The 14,726-nt window shown below is 69.4% G+C and carries 13 protein-coding genes; 2 read left to right on the forward strand and 11 right to left on the reverse strand.

The annotated features are described in order from the left end of the window. Positions 1 to 2: 2 nt before the first annotated feature. Positions 3 to 908 carry a DUF547 domain-containing protein gene (locus tag DB31_RS14550; protein WP_240486694.1) on the reverse strand — a complete coding sequence of 302 codons (906 nt, stop codon included), beginning with the start codon at positions 906 to 908 and terminating at the stop codon, positions 3 to 5. Positions 909 to 969: 61 nt separating this feature from the next. Then, positions 970 to 2,370, reverse strand: coding sequence for a tetratricopeptide repeat protein (locus DB31_RS50500; protein WP_063769232.1), 1,401 nt, complete (start codon positions 2,368 to 2,370; stop codon positions 970 to 972). Positions 2,371 to 2,482: 112 nt separating this feature from the next. On the opposite strand from DB31_RS50500, the gene DB31_RS14560 reads away from it, so the two are divergent. Next, positions 2,483 to 3,529 (forward strand): Rieske 2Fe-2S domain-containing protein, encoded by a 1,047-nt coding sequence (locus DB31_RS14560; protein WP_044188127.1) that lies wholly within the window; start codon positions 2,483 to 2,485, stop codon positions 3,527 to 3,529. 24 nt (positions 3,530 to 3,553) lie between these two features. On the opposite strand, the gene DB31_RS14565 is transcribed toward DB31_RS14560, so the two are convergent. The 4 genes from DB31_RS14565 to DB31_RS14580 all read right to left on the reverse strand — a co-directional run bounded on the left by DB31_RS14565 (position 3,554) and on the right by DB31_RS14580 (position 10,525). After that, on the reverse strand, positions 3,554 to 4,525 hold the full coding sequence (locus DB31_RS14565; RefSeq protein ID WP_083968296.1) for a class I SAM-dependent methyltransferase: 972 nt from the start codon (positions 4,523 to 4,525) through the stop codon (positions 3,554 to 3,556). A 117-nt stretch (positions 4,526 to 4,642) separates the two neighbouring features. Next, entirely contained in the window at positions 4,643 to 6,043 is a 1,401-nt protein-coding gene (locus DB31_RS14570) for a TolC family protein (protein ID WP_044187743.1), read from the reverse strand. A 99-nt stretch (positions 6,044 to 6,142) separates the two neighbouring features. Further along, positions 6,143 to 9,388 carry an efflux RND transporter permease subunit gene (locus tag DB31_RS14575; RefSeq protein ID WP_083968298.1) on the reverse strand — a complete coding sequence of 1,082 codons (3,246 nt, stop codon included), beginning with the start codon at positions 9,386 to 9,388 and terminating at the stop codon, positions 6,143 to 6,145. Positions 9,389 to 9,409: 21 nt separating this feature from the next. Continuing rightward, positions 9,410 to 10,525 (reverse strand): efflux RND transporter periplasmic adaptor subunit, encoded by a 1,116-nt coding sequence (locus DB31_RS14580; RefSeq protein ID WP_052419964.1) that lies wholly within the window; start codon positions 10,523 to 10,525, stop codon positions 9,410 to 9,412. Between the two features lie 134 nt (positions 10,526 to 10,659). Here DB31_RS14580 and DB31_RS14585 point away from each other — a divergent pair, with 134 nt between their 5' ends. Continuing rightward, positions 10,660 to 11,217 (forward strand): MarR family winged helix-turn-helix transcriptional regulator, encoded by a 558-nt coding sequence (locus tag DB31_RS14585; protein ID WP_044188139.1) that lies wholly within the window; start codon positions 10,660 to 10,662, stop codon positions 11,215 to 11,217. A 239-nt stretch (positions 11,218 to 11,456) separates the two neighbouring features. Here the strand turns inward: DB31_RS14585 and DB31_RS14590 are convergent, their stop codons facing one another. From DB31_RS14590 to DB31_RS14610, 5 genes are read right to left on the reverse strand one after another with little or no spacing between them, the layout of a single operon-like run. Further along, on the reverse strand, positions 11,457 to 12,215 hold the full coding sequence (locus tag DB31_RS14590; protein WP_044187744.1) for a DUF5953 family protein: 759 nt from the start codon (positions 12,213 to 12,215) through the stop codon (positions 11,457 to 11,459). After that, the gene (locus tag DB31_RS46505) at positions 12,212 to 12,718 is read right to left on the reverse strand and encodes a DUF6310 domain-containing protein (protein ID WP_075305993.1); all 507 of its coding nucleotides are present in this window, start codon (positions 12,716 to 12,718) and stop codon (positions 12,212 to 12,214) included. The genes DB31_RS14590 and DB31_RS46505 overlap by 4 nt, the downstream gene beginning before the upstream one ends. 46 nt (positions 12,719 to 12,764) lie before the next feature. After that, positions 12,765 to 13,553 carry an energy transducer TonB gene (locus DB31_RS14600; protein WP_044187748.1) on the reverse strand — a complete coding sequence of 263 codons (789 nt, stop codon included), beginning with the start codon at positions 13,551 to 13,553 and terminating at the stop codon, positions 12,765 to 12,767. A 12-nt stretch (positions 13,554 to 13,565) separates the two neighbouring features. Next, positions 13,566 to 14,009, reverse strand: a complete 444-nt coding sequence (locus DB31_RS14605; protein ID WP_044187750.1) for an ExbD/TolR family protein — start codon at positions 14,007 to 14,009, stop codon at positions 13,566 to 13,568. Positions 14,010 to 14,012: 3 nt separating this feature from the next. After that, complete coding sequence (locus tag DB31_RS14610) at positions 14,013 to 14,717, reverse strand: MotA/TolQ/ExbB proton channel family protein (protein WP_044188141.1); 705 nt, start codon at positions 14,715 to 14,717, stop codon at positions 14,013 to 14,015. Between the last annotated feature and the right edge of the window lie 9 nt (positions 14,718 to 14,726).

A 14,726-nucleotide genomic window follows, 5' to 3' on the forward strand; every position in this document is an offset into this window, starting at 1 on the left:
ACTCAGGGCGTGACGGCCCGGACGTCGCGGGCGGCGGCATCCGGGAGCGCGCGGTCCTCGGGCTCGAAGACGAGCTGGCACTTGTCCAGCTTCGTCCCACACACCCGGTCGAGATCGCTCCGGGTGTCGCAGCCATACCGCTCCGTGCAGGTGTCCGGCAGGAAGGCCCAGACGAACTGGAGCACGGTGCTCCGGCGGCCCTCCGGCAGCGCGGCGAGGAAGTCCTCGCGGTAGGTGTCGAAGACCTGAGCCAGGTGGACGGTGTCCTTCTCCAGCCGCACGTGGCGGCGGTCGCCGACGAAGCGGCGGGCCGCGTCGTTGAGCTGCGAGTCGAGGAAGGAAGGGTCAAAGGGCGCGCCATCCAACAGGGGCCCACCGCGTGTGCCGTGGAAGAGCGCGAGGTGGATGCGCGGATCGGCGTACTCCCGGTCGAGGATGCGGTGCTCCAGGGCCCAGAGCGTCAGGCGCTGGCCGCCCACCGGCCACGAGCGGCCCCAGAAGAAGTGCCCGAAGGCCTTGTCATGCACGCTCTCGAGGTAGGGGTACTCGTCCACCAGGGACTGCAGCACGAGCGCGTGGTAGGCGTTGAGCCAGTAGGCCAGCGCGTCCTCGGGCTTGGGGAAGAGGTCCGGCCGCGAGCGCGGTGAGAAGGTGGCCAGCGAGCGGACGAAGGTGTCCAGCTCCTGGCGGTCCCGGCCGATGGCGGAGAAGTCCACGTCCCCATCCGGCTTCACGTTGCGCAGCACGTGGGCGTAGCCGTTGTAGTGGAAGGGGAAGTCCCCGCTGGGGACCGAGGCGGGCAGCAGCCCGTAGAAGAAGAGCACGCTGCCCACGGCGAGCACCGCGGGCAGCACGAAGGCCCCCAGGACGAGCAGGAGACGGCGGCGGCTGGGCGAGGGAGTCTCCAAGGCTGCCACAGTGTAGCCCAGCGGGGCTTGGCTCGCAGGAACGCGCAAGGGCGGGGGCGGTTCAACGCGCCGAGGCGGGCTGTCCGCAGCGCTCCGCGTATTCGGCGAGCCTGCGCTGCATCGCCTCTTGCGTGGCCTGGGCCATGGAACGCAGGGCCGCGGTGACGTGGCCTCCGAGCACGCCGATGGCCCGTTGCTGCGCGGTGAGGCTCTCCTCGCAACGGCCCGCCTGGAAGAGCAGCGCCGCGTAGGCCTCCAGCGTGGAGGCGCGGCCAGGGGCCAGCTGAACGGCGCGGGCGGCCCTCGCGAGTCCCTCTTCGGTCTGCCCCTGCTCCGTGTGCAGCCACGCCATGGACACCAGCGCATCCACGTCGTCGGGGTCCAGAGCGAGGGCCCGCTGCAGGGCCTGCTCCTGCTCGGACGCCGGGGCGTTCGCGTCCTGGAGCGCCTGGCCCAGCAGGCTCCACGCGGGCCCACTGTCCGGCCGGGCCTGCACCAGCGCCCGGGCCAGCGCCAGCCGCTGCTCTGGATCCACCGTGAAGCTCGCCTGGAGCAGCACCGCGCTCACATTCGCTGGATCCTCCCGGAGCGCTTCTTCGAGTTCCTGGCGGCCCAGGCGCAGCCGCTCGCGCAGGGAGCGCGGCCCGGGGCTGCGCAGGAACAGCCGCGCCCGGATGGCGTGGATCTCCGCGCAGTCCAGCGTCCTCACGTCGAACTCGGGCTTGATGAACGGCAGCTCCACCGTGAGCTGCTTCTCGTCCTGGGGCTCGTACTTCTCGAGGTCCTCCTCCAGGCCCGTCACGCCCTGGAAGGCTGCCTCCCACGCGCGGCGAGGTTCCTCGGCCCGCGCCAGCCGCGAGGTGAAGTCCCGGAAGCGCTGGGGGTGCCGCTCCCTCAGGTACGTCACCCACAGCCACGAGGAAGCGTAGTACGGCAGGATCTCCGCCGAGGAGAGGAACGGATACCGTTCCCAGGCCCACAGCTTCTCCATCGACAGGGGCCGGTGGTTGCGCACGTACTGCGCGAAGCCTGGGTGGATCTCCCCGAAGGAGGCCTTCCTCCGCAGCGAGGAGAACTGCACCGTCTGGAGCCACGTGGCCAGGCCCTCGGTGAGCCACCGGGGCTGCCGCACCATCACGAAGCGGGTGATGTGGTGGGCCAGCTCGTGGGCCTGGACCTGGAGGGACTCAGGCTCCTGCAACAGGAACTCTCCCTCGCCGGCCATCACCATGAGCGGGCTGCGCCCGGACGAGTCCAGGAAGGCCTCCAGGGGCGCGCCTTGGGTGAACTCCTCCAGCTCCGTGTCGCTGCTCACGACGATGACCTCCACCTGTCCTGGCGGATCCACTGGGCCCCCCCAGGCAAGCAGGAGAGCGGTGCGCAGCTGCTCCAGCTCCAGCGCCGTGAAGCGAGCCACGCGCTGGCCCAGGTCCGTGAAGACACGGAAGTGGGGACTGTTCACTTCGCGCCACTCCTTGCCTCCCTTGTCCGGACATGTGGCGACCGGACGTTTGACGCAGCCTGTCCCCAGGGTCAGCAGCATCCCTCCGAGCAGTGCGAGTATGTTGAGGCGTATGGAACCCATGCCGGATGTCACCCGTTTCTTCCACCCCGTGCTGTCCGCCCGTGAGCTGCGCAAGAAGCCGCTGCGCATCGAGCTGGCAGGCAGAGCATACGCGCTGTTCCGGGATGGGACGGGAAAGGCGGCCGCGCTCGCGGACGCTTGCCCCCATCGCTTCGCCCCGCTCTCGGCGGGCCGGGTGAGCAAGGAGGGACGGCTGACGTGCCCGTACCACGGCTGGAACTTCGACGCGGAAGGCCATGGCCGCAGCCCCAGCCAGCCGGACCTGAAGAAGTGCGACGCGCGCGCGCTGCAAGTGGTGGAGCGCCACGGCTACCTCTGGGTGGCCTCCCGGGACACGCCGCTGTCGGCCTTCCCGGACTTCGCGCCCGAGGGCCATGAGGCCACGGGCAGCTTCTCCATGCTCTTCCGCGCGCCGCTCCACGTGGCGCTCGACAACTTCAGCGAGGACGAGCACACCCCGTTCGTCCACACCCGCCTGGGCTGGGACGACCACGACACGAGCGCCATCGAGTTCTCGGCGGAGAACCACGAGGACCACACCGAGGTGCACTACCGCGCGCCTCAGCGGGAGAGCTGGCTCATCCAGCTGCTGCTGCTCAAGAAGGGGGACGTCTTCCACAATGACTGGGTGACGCGCTTCGATCCCGTGCGTACGAGCTACTCCATCCACTGGAGATCGCCGTCGGGAGAGCCCCGCCCGTTCCTCTACCACTTCGCCATCTTCATGGTGCCGGAGACGGAGAAGACCACCCGCTTCCACGTCTTCTCGTTCGTGAAGGTGTTGGATCCGCGCTTCCAGCCGCTGCTGCCCGTGGTGCGCCTGGCTCAGCCCGTGCTGGCCTGGTTCGAGATCCGCGATGACGCACTCTTCATCCCCACCGTGGCCGACACGCCGTACAGCCTGAAGGGCATGCGCCTGGGCAAGTACGACAAGCCGCTCATCTACCAGCGCAAGCTGCTCGAGCGCATCTACTACGGCCAGAGCCCCGAGGAGCATGTCCCTCCCGTCTCGCTCGTGCAGAGCTCCGGGAGCTGAGGCCCGGAGCCCGGCTTCACGGCGTCAGCGGGGCTCGGGCTTCCTGCCGGAGATGACGCACATGCCGCCCAGCGTCTTCAGGCGAGGCACCGAGAGCAGCGCCTGATCCACCCTCCCGAGCATGTCCACCGCCAGCTTCCTCGCCAGCGGCGCGTGCTCGTAGGTCTGGCACGTCGGCAGGATGAGCGAGCTGAGCCGTCCCAGCAGGTGGAACCACTTCAGCTCCAGGTCCGGCAGGTGGCGCAGGATGGTGGACAGCTCGGCCTTCTCCAGCGGCCGCTCGTCCGGCGTGGCATTCGTGTGGATGGGCACGCCCTTGCGCAGCTTCCGCAGCCACGGTGTGAGGCTCACCGGCTCGGAGAAGACGAGGAGAGCGCCCGGCTTGGCCCACTTCACCAGCTGCCGCATCACCGCATCCAGCTCCGGGATGAGGTGGTGCAGGATGCCGTCGCCCCAGATGATGTCGAAGTGCCCCGCGGGCAGCTCCACGGTCTCCAGGGGCGAGCAGAAGAACTCGGCGCGCGCCTCGACACCCTCCAGCTGCGCCCGTTGCTTGCACAGCTCGACGAAGCCCGGAGAGATGTCCACGCCCGTGACGTGCGCGCCGAACTTGGCCATCAGCGTGGCGTTGATACCGTCGCCGCACCCGACGTCGAGCACGCGCTTGCCGCGCAGGTTGCCCAGCAGCTGGAAGCGGAACTCCTTGTGGAACCAAGGGTGCTGCGGCTCGCGGTAGCGCGCCACCGTGAGCGGATCCAGCGGCTTCAGCTCTGCGGCCATCTGCTGGGCGATCTCATCGAAGAAGCGCGCCTCGGACGTCCAACGCGAGAAGAAGTCCGCACGGGCCCTGGCAGGAGACAGCTCCTCCGGCAGGGCCACTGCGTTCCTCTCCGTACATGCTGGATCCGGCCTCAGCAGCCCCGTCAGCGTGTTGGCCAGCGGCTTCCCCGTAGGCCCCAGAGGTGTTTCGAGGGTTGGTTCGTTGCCGATCTCCATGCCGCCCCCTTCCAGCCTTCTCCGCCGGGCATGGCGGAGTGTCTGGGAGGGTGAGCCCGGTCCTTCAGCGAGGGAAGAGGCCCTGCCGGACGATAGACAGGGGGCGGAGCGGCTGTTCTACGGAGTGGGAGCCGGAGTGGGAGCCGGGGCCGCGCTGCCCTCCGAGAGGCTGGGGGGCGGAAACGCGCCCACCGTCTTCAGCAGCCGCAGCGCCGCGAGCGAGGCCTGGAGCCGCTCGGCCACCAGTCCCACCTCGGCCTGGGTGAGCGTGGTGTTGGTGTCGGCGACTTCCAGGTAGGTGGCCACGCCCGCGCGGAAGCTGACGTCCGTCAGGCGCTGACCCTCGCGAGCCAGCTCCACCGCCTCCTGGGCCTTGGCGCGGTTGGCCAGGGCGCTCTGCAGCTCCAGCTGGTAGCGCGCCACCTCCTCGCGGGCCCGGGCCTCGGCCGCGTCTCGCAGCGCCTCGGCCTCGGCCACCTTCGCCGACTGCTCCTTGAGGTTGGCCTCGCGCAGGCCGCCATCCCAGATCGTCCACGAGGCGGCCAGGGTGATGAGCCACGAGGTGTTCTGCCCGGTGAAGCCCCCGGCGTTGCTCACGCGGTACGCGCCGGACACGCCCAGCGAGGGCAGGTAGGCGAGCCATGCGCCTCGGCGGTTCGTCTGCGCCAGGTCCACGCCCACGCGCGAGGCCTCCACGTCCGGGCGGTACGTGAGCGCGGCCTCCTCCAGGTTCGCGTTCTGTGCAGGCAGCTGGGGCTCGGGCGGGGGCTCCAGCTCGAAGTCCGGCGAGCGCTGCAGCAGCGTGGCCAGCGCCAGCTTCGCGGCGGCCAGCGAGTTGCGCGAGCGCAGCAGATCCTGCTCGGCGCGCGTCCGGTCCAGCTGGGCGCGCAGCACCGCCACCTTCGTCACCGTGCCGGCCTCGAAGCGCGCCTGGGTGTCCTTCTCGCGTGCCTGGTTGAGCTCCAGCAGCCGCGTCTGCGCCATGAGCGCCGCCTGCGAGGCCGCCGCGCCGTAGTACGCCTGCGCAACGATGAAGAGGATCTCCCGCCGCTGCGCCTCGGTGCTCAGCGCGGCCAGGTGCTCGGCCTTGCTGGCGGCGGAGATGGCCGCCCACAGCGTGGGGACGATGAGGGCCTGGCGCGCCTCGAGCTGCGCGTTGAGCATGTTGAACGGCTGGATCGTCACATCCAGCACCTGCTCGGGGACGACCACCAGGTTGGTGGGGGCGCCCGGGCCGGCACCGGGATCGCTCGTGGGGGCGCCCACGTCGCGCACGAGGTTGCCCACGGGGAACGCGATGCGGGCCTCGTCCGAGTTGCGCGTATAGGCGCCGCTGGCGGTGATGGTGGGGAGGTACCCCGACCAGGCCTTCCGCGAGGCCTGCTCTGCTTGCTCGAGCCGGGCGCGCGCGGCCTTCAGGTCCAGGTTCTTGGCCTGGGCCTCCGTGAGCGCCTCGTCCAGCGTGAGCACCGGACCTGCCGTCATGACCGCGAGGGAGAGCGCCAGCAGGGGCGTCATACGAACTTTCCTCCTAAGGCCCGCCGGAGCGGGCGTTCACAGCAGCCAATGTTGCATGGACCACACTCACGTGGCTGAAGCCAGTGAGAACTGCACCGCTCAGGGCGAGGGCTCCGCGCGGCGAGCCGGCGGCGCGGTGTGAGCCAGCGCCTCCGGGGTGACATGGGAGACGGTGGCCACGCCCTTGGCCATGGTGTGCGGGGGCTCCGCGTAGGCCAGGAGCACGTCGGCCTGGCCCGTCTCCTCGGGGGTGCGTGGGGAGAACACGGAGTTGAAGAACCGCTTCGCGCGCTCCGCGAGGCTGTCCAGCAGCGAGTAGGCCACCGGCGTCACTAGCAGCGTGAGCACCAGGGAGAGCGTCTGTCCGCCCACCACCACGCCCGCGGTGGCGCGGTTGAAGCCGGCGCCGATGCCCGTGGAGGTAACGAGCGGCAGCATGCCCGCCACGAACGAGAGCGTCGTCATGAGGATGGGGCGCAACCGGTCGCGGCTGCCCACGACGATGGCCTCGGTCTTCTCCAGGCCCGCGGCGCGCAGCTGGTTGGCGTGGTCGATCTGAAGGATGGAGTTCTTCTTCACCACGCCGAAGAGCACCATCAGGCCGAGCATCGAGTAGATGTCCAGGGACTGGCGGAACACGAGCAGCGAGATGAGGGCGAACGGGACGGTGAGCGGCAGCGAGAGGAGGATGGTGAGGGGGTGGAGCCAGCTCTCGAACTGCGCCGCCAGGATGAGGTACATGAAGACGAAGGCCAGGCCGAAGGCGATGGCGAAGTTCGTCATCGTGCGGCCAATCTCGCGCGACTGGCCCAGGGGCTTGGCCGAGTAGCCCGGCGGCAGCTTCAGGTCCTTCACGGCCTGCTCCAGCTGGGTCAGCACCGTGCCCGAGCCAGTGCCCGGCGCCGTGTTGGCGGTGAGCAGCACCTGGCGCTGGCGGTTGAGGCGGTTGATGGTGGCGGCGCCCTCCTCGTGCTCCACGTGGAGCACGTCCATCAGCGGCACGCTGCCCGCCCGGGCCGAGGGCACGGTGAGCTGCGAGAGCGCCTCCACGCTGTCACGGGCGGTGGGCTCGGCGCGCAGGCGCACGTCGTAGATGTTGCCGTTCTCCACATAGGAGGAGACCTCCACGCCGCCCACGAAGAGCTGAAGCGTGGCGGCCACGTCCGACACCTGCACGCCCAGGTCCGCGGCGCGCGAGCGGTTGATGAAGGCGCTCACCTCGGGCTTGCCGAGGATGAGGTTGGTGTCCGCGTCCACCGCGCCGGGGATGGCCTTGAGCTTCTCCTTGAGGGTGTTGGCGTACCGGGTCAGCTCCTTGAAGTCCGGACCGGTGACCACCATCATCACCGCGGCCTGGGTGCCGCCGCCGCTGAAGGCGGAGACCTCGGACACGTTCACGCGCCACTCCGGCGGCAGCTTGGAGGTGAAGTCGCGGCGCACGCGCGCCATCACCTGGTCCTGGCTCTCCTTGCGCGTGCTCGGGTGCGTCATCTGCACGAAAATCTTCGCCAAGTTGGGGGCGCGCTCGTTGTTGTCGCCAATGGTGACGAGCGTGGAGCGCACCTCGGGCAGCTCGCGCAGCTGGCGGCCCAGGCGCTCGGAGACGAGCTGAGTGGAGGCCAGGCTGGTGCCCTCGGGCATGCGCATGTTCACCTCGAACTGGGCCTCGTCGCTCTTGGGGAGGAAGCCCTTGGGCACCGCCTGCATCAGCGGCACGCACGAGCCCAGGGTGGCGAACGCCATCACCACCGCCACCCACCGGTGCCGCAGCATCCACCGCAGCGACCGGTCATAGGCGCGCTCGATGGGCAGGTAGAAGGTGTCGGTGACGCGCTCCAGGAAGGGCTTCTGGTGGGCCCCGCCCTTGGGCGCGCTCAGCCACCGCGCCGACAGCATGGGCGTCAGCGAGAAGGACACCAGCAGGGACACGGCGATGGAGAACGCCATGGTCCACCCGAAGCTGCTGAGGAAGCGGCCGGGGATGCCGCCCATGAAGGCCATGGGCAGGAACACGGCGATGAGCGACAGCGTGGTGGCGAGCACCGCCAGGCCAATCTCCTTCGTCGCGAGGATGGCGGCGGGGAAGGGCTTCTCTCCCTTCTCGTGGATGTGGCGGAAGATGTTCTCCAGCACGACGATGGCGTCGTCGATGACGATGCCCACCGCCAGCGCCAGGGCCAGCAGGGTGATGGTGTTGAGGGTGAAGCCCTGGGCCTTCATCAGCGCGAAGGTGGAGACGATGGAGGTGGGGATGGCGAGCGCGGCGATGAGGGTGGAGCGCCAGCTTCCCAAGAAGAGCAGCACCACCAGCGAGGCGAACAGGCCGCCCAGCACGAGGTGCTCGCGCACGGCCTCCACGCTGGTGCGGGTGGTGGCCGAGTTGTCGCGCACCACCTCGAGCGTGTAGCCCGAGGGGAGGTTCGGGCGCAGCTGCGCCACGCGCTCGTTGATGGCGTCTACCACCGCCACGGTGTTCTCACCGGACTGCTTGCGGATGGAGAGCATGACGGACGGCTTGCCGTCCTGGCTCGCGGCGGTGACGGCCTCCTGCTCGCCGTCCTCCACGCGCGCCACGTCCGAGACGCGCAGGATGTGGCCATCGCGCTCGCGCAGCACCAGTTGGCCCAGCTCCTCCACCTTCTCCACACGGCCGCGCAGACGCAGCGACAAGCGCGTGGGGCCCGTCTCGATGGCACCGCCGGGCACCATGAGGTTCTGTCCGGAGATGGCGCGCTGCAGCTCCGCCGCGCTCACTCCGGCCGCCCGCATCTTCGCCGGGTCCAACCACACGTTCACCTGGCGCTTGCGGCCACCGATGAGGGTGACCTGGCCCACGCCGGGCACCGTCTCCAGGCTGGGGCGCACCTTGCGATCCGCCAGCTCGGTGATCTCCCGGATGGGCCGATCCGCGTTGAGCGACAGGAAGAGCACCGGCGAGGCATCCGGATCCAGCTTCTGGACGATGGGCGTCTCCGCGTCGCGCGGCAGCTCGGGGATGATCTGGCTGACGCGGTCGCGCACCTCCTGCACGGCGGTGTCCACGTCCTTCTCCAGGACGAAGCCGATCTGCACCACGCTCACGCCCTCGGAGGTGGTGGAGATGAGGTCGTCAATGCCGCTGACGGTGTTGACGGCCTCTTCGATTTTCTCGGTCACCTCCGTCTCCACCTCCGGCGGCGCGGCGCCGGGCAGGCGGGTGACGACGGTGACGAACGGCAAGTCCACCTTGGGGAAGCGGTCCACGCCGAGCTGCATGTAGCCAGCCACGCCGAGGACGCAGAAGAAGAGGATGAGCACCGTCGCGAGGACGGGCTTGCGGACGCACAAGCTCGCGAGCCACTGCATGACTGGACCTGAGCCTTTCGACTACTGCAGCTTCACGCCGTCGCGGAGCTCCGCGCTGGCAGTGGCCACCACGCGCTCACCCGGGCGCACTCCGGACAGCACTCCCACCGTCGTCCCCACCGCCTCGCCGAGCTGCACCAGCCGCTCCTCGAGCTTGCCCTCGCTCGCCACGAAGACGCGCGACTCGCTGCCCTCGACGCGCACCGCCGTGCGAGGCACCACCGGCAGCGCCACGTCTCCCAGCCGCAGCTTCACGGTGGCGAACTGGCCCGGAATCAGCTTGTGGCCGGGGTTGGGCACCAGCGCCTCGACGACCAAGTCACGCGTGCCGCGGCGCAGCGCCGGGCCCACGTAGGTGACGGTGGAGCGGTGCACGGTGCCCGGGTCAGCGGTGAGGGTGAACTCTACCTCCTGGTTCTTCTGTACGCCGGTGGCCTGCGCCTCCGGCACGGTGATCTCCAAGCGGAGCGGGTCGGTGGCCAGCAGGGTGACGACGCGCGAGTCCTGGCGGACGTACTCGCCCACGCCCACGGCGCGCTCGGCCACCAGCCCGTCGAAGGGTGCGCGGATGGTGGTGTCCGCGAGGTTGTTCTCGATGAGGCTCAGGCGGGCCTCGGCGGCGGCGGCCTGAGCAGCGGCGTTGCGGCACTGCGCCTGCATCCGCTGGTGGTCCGCGGCGGAGACGGAGCCGCCCTCGAAGAGCTTGTCGTTGCGGGCGCAGTCGGCCTCGGCGAGCTCCTTCTGCGTGCGGGCCAGCTCCACCTGGGCGCGGGCCTCGGCGGCGCTGGCGCTGGCGGCGCGCGCATCCAGCCGGACGAGCACATCGCCCTTCTTTACCAGCGCGCCGCGCTCCACGTGCACGGAGAGCACTTTGCCTGCGGCGCCCGCAGCCACGTCCGAGTCCTCGAACGCGGTGAGCGAGCCGGTCAGCGTGAGGAAGCGGGGCACGGCGGCCTCTCCCACCACCACCGTGGAGGCCTGGACCGTGGGCATCGGCGCGGGGGCCACCTTCGCGGGAGCTGCGGCCTCATGGGAACCACAGCCTGCGCCCAGCACCGCCATCAGCCCACTCAGCCCCAGGGCCCACAGGCCAGACCGAGAGAAGGCGCCGCCCCCTCGAAGAAACCGCTGCCGCATGACTGCTCTCCTGCGCCCTGTCCGGAAATGGCCAGGTTCCATGGTGCACTGCACAACGAATGGGGCGAGCTTGTAGCCCTCAATAGTTGAGCATGTCAATTGTCGACCTGTAACGAGTGAATTACGATGGAGCCATGAGCAGGACGCACGGGGACAGGACGGAGGCACGCGCACGTCGAGGCGCGGAGGCAGCGGAGCCCGCGCAGCTTCAGGAGGAGCTGGCGCGCGAGGCGTGGGCACCGCTTTTCGAGCTCATCCAGGATCGGATGCGGCACTTTCCACTGCTGGCGGCGGAGTTCGAGCTGTCGCCGGTGCAGGCGCACGTGTTGAGGACGCTGGGGTACGGCCCGCAGCCGATGAGCATGTTGGCCGACTACCTCTCGTGTGACGCGTCGAACGTGACGGGGCTGGTGGACCGGCTGGAGACGCGGGGCCTGGTGGAGCGGCGCAACGCGGAGCACGACCGGCGGGTGAAGATGCTGTGCCTGACGGCGGCGGGCGCGGAGGTGCGACGCCGGCTGATGGAGCGGCTGAGCGAGCCGCCGGTGGCCATCGCCGCGCTCAGCGCGGAGGACCTGCGCGTGCTGCGGGACGTGATGCTGCGCGCGGTGGACAAGCTGAAGGAGCAGTCCCAGGAGGGGCGCGGCGTATTTGGTCCGCCGCCTCTGCGCGGCGAGAAGACGGGCCCTTAGCGGCGCACGGTCCAGCCGCTCGCTCTGACAGCGGTCCTCCTTGGGAGCTCACGCATCGCCGCTCCAATCCGAGCCCTGGGTCCTGCTGGAGCTGGAACAGAGGCGCCGCATCCAGCGGCGCAGGTTGTCACCACCGGGAGGCCACCAAGCGAACCAGTCGAAGCGCTCTTCGTAGAAGAAGGGTTCCAGCAGATGTGCCAGGGCCCGGTACTTCGGCACTGTCAGGCGCGCAGCCCCCCTCAGCGCGGAGTGACGCGCCCGCCGATCTCCGGGAAGCGCTCGTAGGCCCTCTTCAGGGCGTCCAGGTGGGCGGAGGTGCCGAGTTCCAGCGGTGCCTCCGTGAGCTGGACCACCCACCCGCCCGACGCCGTGCGCCGCGCCCGAGAGAGCAATTCGGCGTCGCGCGAGGGGTCTGGGAATCCGATGGCGCGTGCGGCAGCGGCCGACCAATAGTTCAGCCACCCGAGGTGAGCGGGAATCTCAGGCGAGCGCAGGTGCTCGAAGAGTTGCAGGGCGGGCAGCCCCCGGCGTGGGGACGGCGGCCCCTCTGGCGTGGGCGCTGTCTGATACGCGATGTCGAGCGCAGCGTCATCTGGCGTCGCGCGCCCCCACAGAGCGCACGCCCCCTCCGCCACGCCCTCCAGCAAAGCCGCCGCCGACGCGCTCACGCGCTCGTCCAGTGGCAGTTCCGCATACACTTCGAACAAGGGCTGACCGCCTGGGCTGAAAAGTCCATCTCTTCCCCTCCCGTTCACCGTCACGGGGTAGCTCTCGTCCCCGTTGCACAGGATGGGGAATTTCCCGCCCCGCGTCTTGTCTGCGAGCCACGCATCGCGTTGCGGCAATGCGATGGGGCGCCCGCTGTCGGAGAGCCTCCACTCCAGACGCAAACCGGGGAGCGCCTTTTCCATCCCATGGACAATATCGAGCGTCCGACGGTCGTTGCCCACCAGCGCAGGCGCGAAGACCCTGACGATGAGGGTTCGATGCTGGGTCATCGTTGGCACCCCGTGACGACGATATGGAGGGTGTCATCCCGTTGCAGCAGCGCGTCTTTGTGCGCTTGGGTGCTCACCCCAATCATGTAGTCATATCCGCATGCCGCCGCAGCTCTTCGCTCCTCTACTATCTGCTCCATTTCCTTCTCAATCTCCTGCCTTCGAATGAAGGCAGGGTATGTGTCGAATTGATGGGTCTTGATCTCCCACAGCCTGCGCACGCCCACTTGCAGCGCATCGAAGCGCACACCGCCCACGAGCACGTCCATTCCGGGATAACGGTTGGGCGGAAACGTGTCAGCGCATGCGTTATGCGGGACATCCCCTCCCGCGTGCGGCACTGGGATGGGCGCGCACTCCGGGCGGCGCTCCAGCGTCACTGGGGCAGGCGGGGCCTTCTTGTTCTCTCTGGACCTCTTCGGTGTGGGGTTCGCCTCCGGTTCCTGCGAGGCCCGAGGAGCGTCTCCGGCCCAAAGGCCCGGCTCCCGAGTGGGCGGCAACACGCGCGTGTGCGGGCTTCGCGGCAGGGGCTCGGGGCGGACCTGCCCTTTAGTCCAGCAGGAAGGTGTAGGCGTACTTCATCTCGGTGGAGACGGCCTCGCCGCCCTTGATGGCGGGCTTGAAGCGGAAGCGCTTGATGGCGTCTCGCGCGGCCTCGTTCAGCCCGTAGCCCGGCCCGGAGATGATCTTGGCGGCCACCACCTTGCCCTCGGGATCAATGGTGATGGAGAGGGTAACGGTGCCCTCGATGCCGGCGCGCCGGGCCTCCTCCGGGTAGGGAATCTTCACCTCGGAGGCGACCTTGGGCTCGGAGTCCACCTGGTAGATGGGCGTGTACTTGGGCGCCGCGTACTCCTTCACCTCGCTGGGCGCCTTGGCGGTGCCGTCCACCTTGCCATAGGCGGTGTTGCCCACGGGCGCGGCGAAGCCTCCGGCGCTGGTGGTAGAGGACATGGAGATGCCGACCACGAGCGGCACCGGCTTGGTGGGCTGCGGGGGCGGATCATTTGGAGGAGGCGGGGCCTGCTCCGGCGGCGGCGGAGGCGGCTTCTCGGCCACGGCCACCTTCACAGGGGGCGGCTTGGGCGGAGGCTTGGCCTTGGGTGGCTCGGGAGGCTTGGGCTCCTCCTTGGGCGGAGGAGGCGGCGGTGGGGGCTTCTGCACCTCCACCATGACGAGTTCCACGGGCTTCTGGACCACGGCAGCCGGGCGCTCCTTCATGCGGCTGAGCGCGAACAGGCCCACGCCGTGCGCCGTCAGCGAGACGATCACGAACACCAGCGTCGCCACGGAGGAGCGTCGAGGAGGGAGAGGGCTGTCGAGTGCCGCCTGGCTCATCGGCGCCGGTCCTCAGGGAGCTGCGGGGACGGCGGCCGGAACGGGCGCGGCGTCCTTCTGGATGTTGAGGGCGAACTTCGCGATGCCCTGGCCCTTCACCACGTCGATGAGCCGCATCACCCGGCCATAGGGCAGGGCCTGATCCGCGCTGATGATGGCGCGGGTGTCCTTGTCCTTGGCCACGGCCTCGGTGACTTTGCGGGACAGCTCGTCCTCGGCGACCTCGGTGCCGTCGAAGTAGAGCTTGCCGTCCTTGTCGATGACGACGTTGACGAGCCCCTGCACCGTCTCACCGCCATTGGCGGCGCGGGGCAGGTCCACCTCGACCGTCTCGCGGACGATGAAGTTGGCCGTCACCATGAAGATGATGAGGAGCACCAGCACGATGTCCACCAACGGGGTGACGTTGATGCCGGTGATCTCTTCGTCGTTGTCCTGCTGAGCGCCGCCGGCCATGACTCAACGGCCCTCGCTGGGAGAGGAGTCCTTGCGGCCCTCGGCGCGCAGGCTGCCCACCAGGGCGAAGCCCAGGGCGTTGGTGCGGCTGGTGAGCGTCTTGAGCTGGCGGCTGAAGGCGTTGAAGGCGACCACGGCGGGGATGGCGACGGCCAGGCCCACGGCGGTGGCGACGAGCGCCTCGGAGATGCCGGCCATGACGGTCTGCTGGATGGCGGCGCCCTTCACGCTGGCGGAGCCCAAGTCATGGAAGGCCTTGATGATGCCGAGCACCGTGCCGAACAAGCCGATGAAGGGGGCGTTGTTGCCCAGGGTGCCGAGGAAGGAGAGGTAGCGCTCGTACTGGGGGCGCTCGCGGGAGATGGTGGAGGCGATGACTTGCTCGACGGTGTCGGCGCCCTGAGCGGTGGAGGCGAGGCCCTCGCGGATGACGGCGGCCTCCATGCCCTTCTTGCCCTGGATGGCGGTGCGAACGGCGTCGAACTCGCCGCGGGCCAGCTTGAGGGCGAGGGCCTCGGAGTCGGGCAGCCGGTGGGTGGCGAAGTAGACGGCGCGCTCCAGCATGAGGGCGATGGAGAGCACGGAGAGGACGACGAGGAGCCAGAGCACCCACTCGGCGCTGGTGAGGGTGACGCCGAGCAGCTTGCGGCTCAGCCAGCCGACCTCGGGAGTGGTGGCGGCCTGGGCGAGAAGGAGGAGGGACGTCATGGAAGCCTG

The sequence above is a fragment of the Hyalangium minutum genome, from assembly GCF_000737315.1.
Classification (GTDB): Bacteria; Myxococcota; Myxococcia; order Myxococcales; family Myxococcaceae; genus Hyalangium; species Hyalangium minutum.

What these genes read in the sequence shown, in the direction of transcription:
- DB31_RS14605 (WP_044187750.1), bottom strand. Translation starts at nt 14,009, where the DNA reads ATGGCCGGCGGCGCTCAGCAGGACAACGACGAAGAGATCACCGGCATC.
- DB31_RS14565 (WP_083968296.1), bottom strand. Translation starts at nt 4,525, where the DNA reads ATGGAGATCGGCAACGAACCAACCCTCGAAACACCTCTGGGGCCTACG.
- DB31_RS14600 (WP_044187748.1), bottom strand. Translation starts at nt 13,553, where the DNA reads ATGAGCCAGGCGGCACTCGACAGCCCTCTCCCTCCTCGACGCTCCTCC.
- DB31_RS14575 (WP_083968298.1), bottom strand. Translation starts at nt 9,388, where the DNA reads ATGCAGTGGCTCGCGAGCTTGTGCGTCCGCAAGCCCGTCCTCGCGACG.
- DB31_RS14570 (WP_044187743.1), bottom strand. Translation starts at nt 6,043, where the DNA reads ATGACGCCCCTGCTGGCGCTCTCCCTCGCGGTCATGACGGCAGGTCCG.
- DB31_RS14585 (WP_044188139.1), top strand. Translation starts at nt 10,660, where the DNA reads ATGAGCAGGACGCACGGGGACAGGACGGAGGCACGCGCACGTCGAGGC.
- DB31_RS14560 (WP_044188127.1), top strand. Translation starts at nt 2,483, where the DNA reads ATGGAACCCATGCCGGATGTCACCCGTTTCTTCCACCCCGTGCTGTCC.
- DB31_RS14590 (WP_044187744.1), bottom strand. Translation starts at nt 12,215, where the DNA reads ATGACCCAGCATCGAACCCTCATCGTCAGGGTCTTCGCGCCTGCGCTG.
- DB31_RS14610 (WP_044188141.1), bottom strand. Translation starts at nt 14,717, where the DNA reads ATGACGTCCCTCCTCCTTCTCGCCCAGGCCGCCACCACTCCCGAGGTC.
- DB31_RS14580 (WP_052419964.1), bottom strand. Translation starts at nt 10,525, where the DNA reads ATGCGGCAGCGGTTTCTTCGAGGGGGCGGCGCCTTCTCTCGGTCTGGC.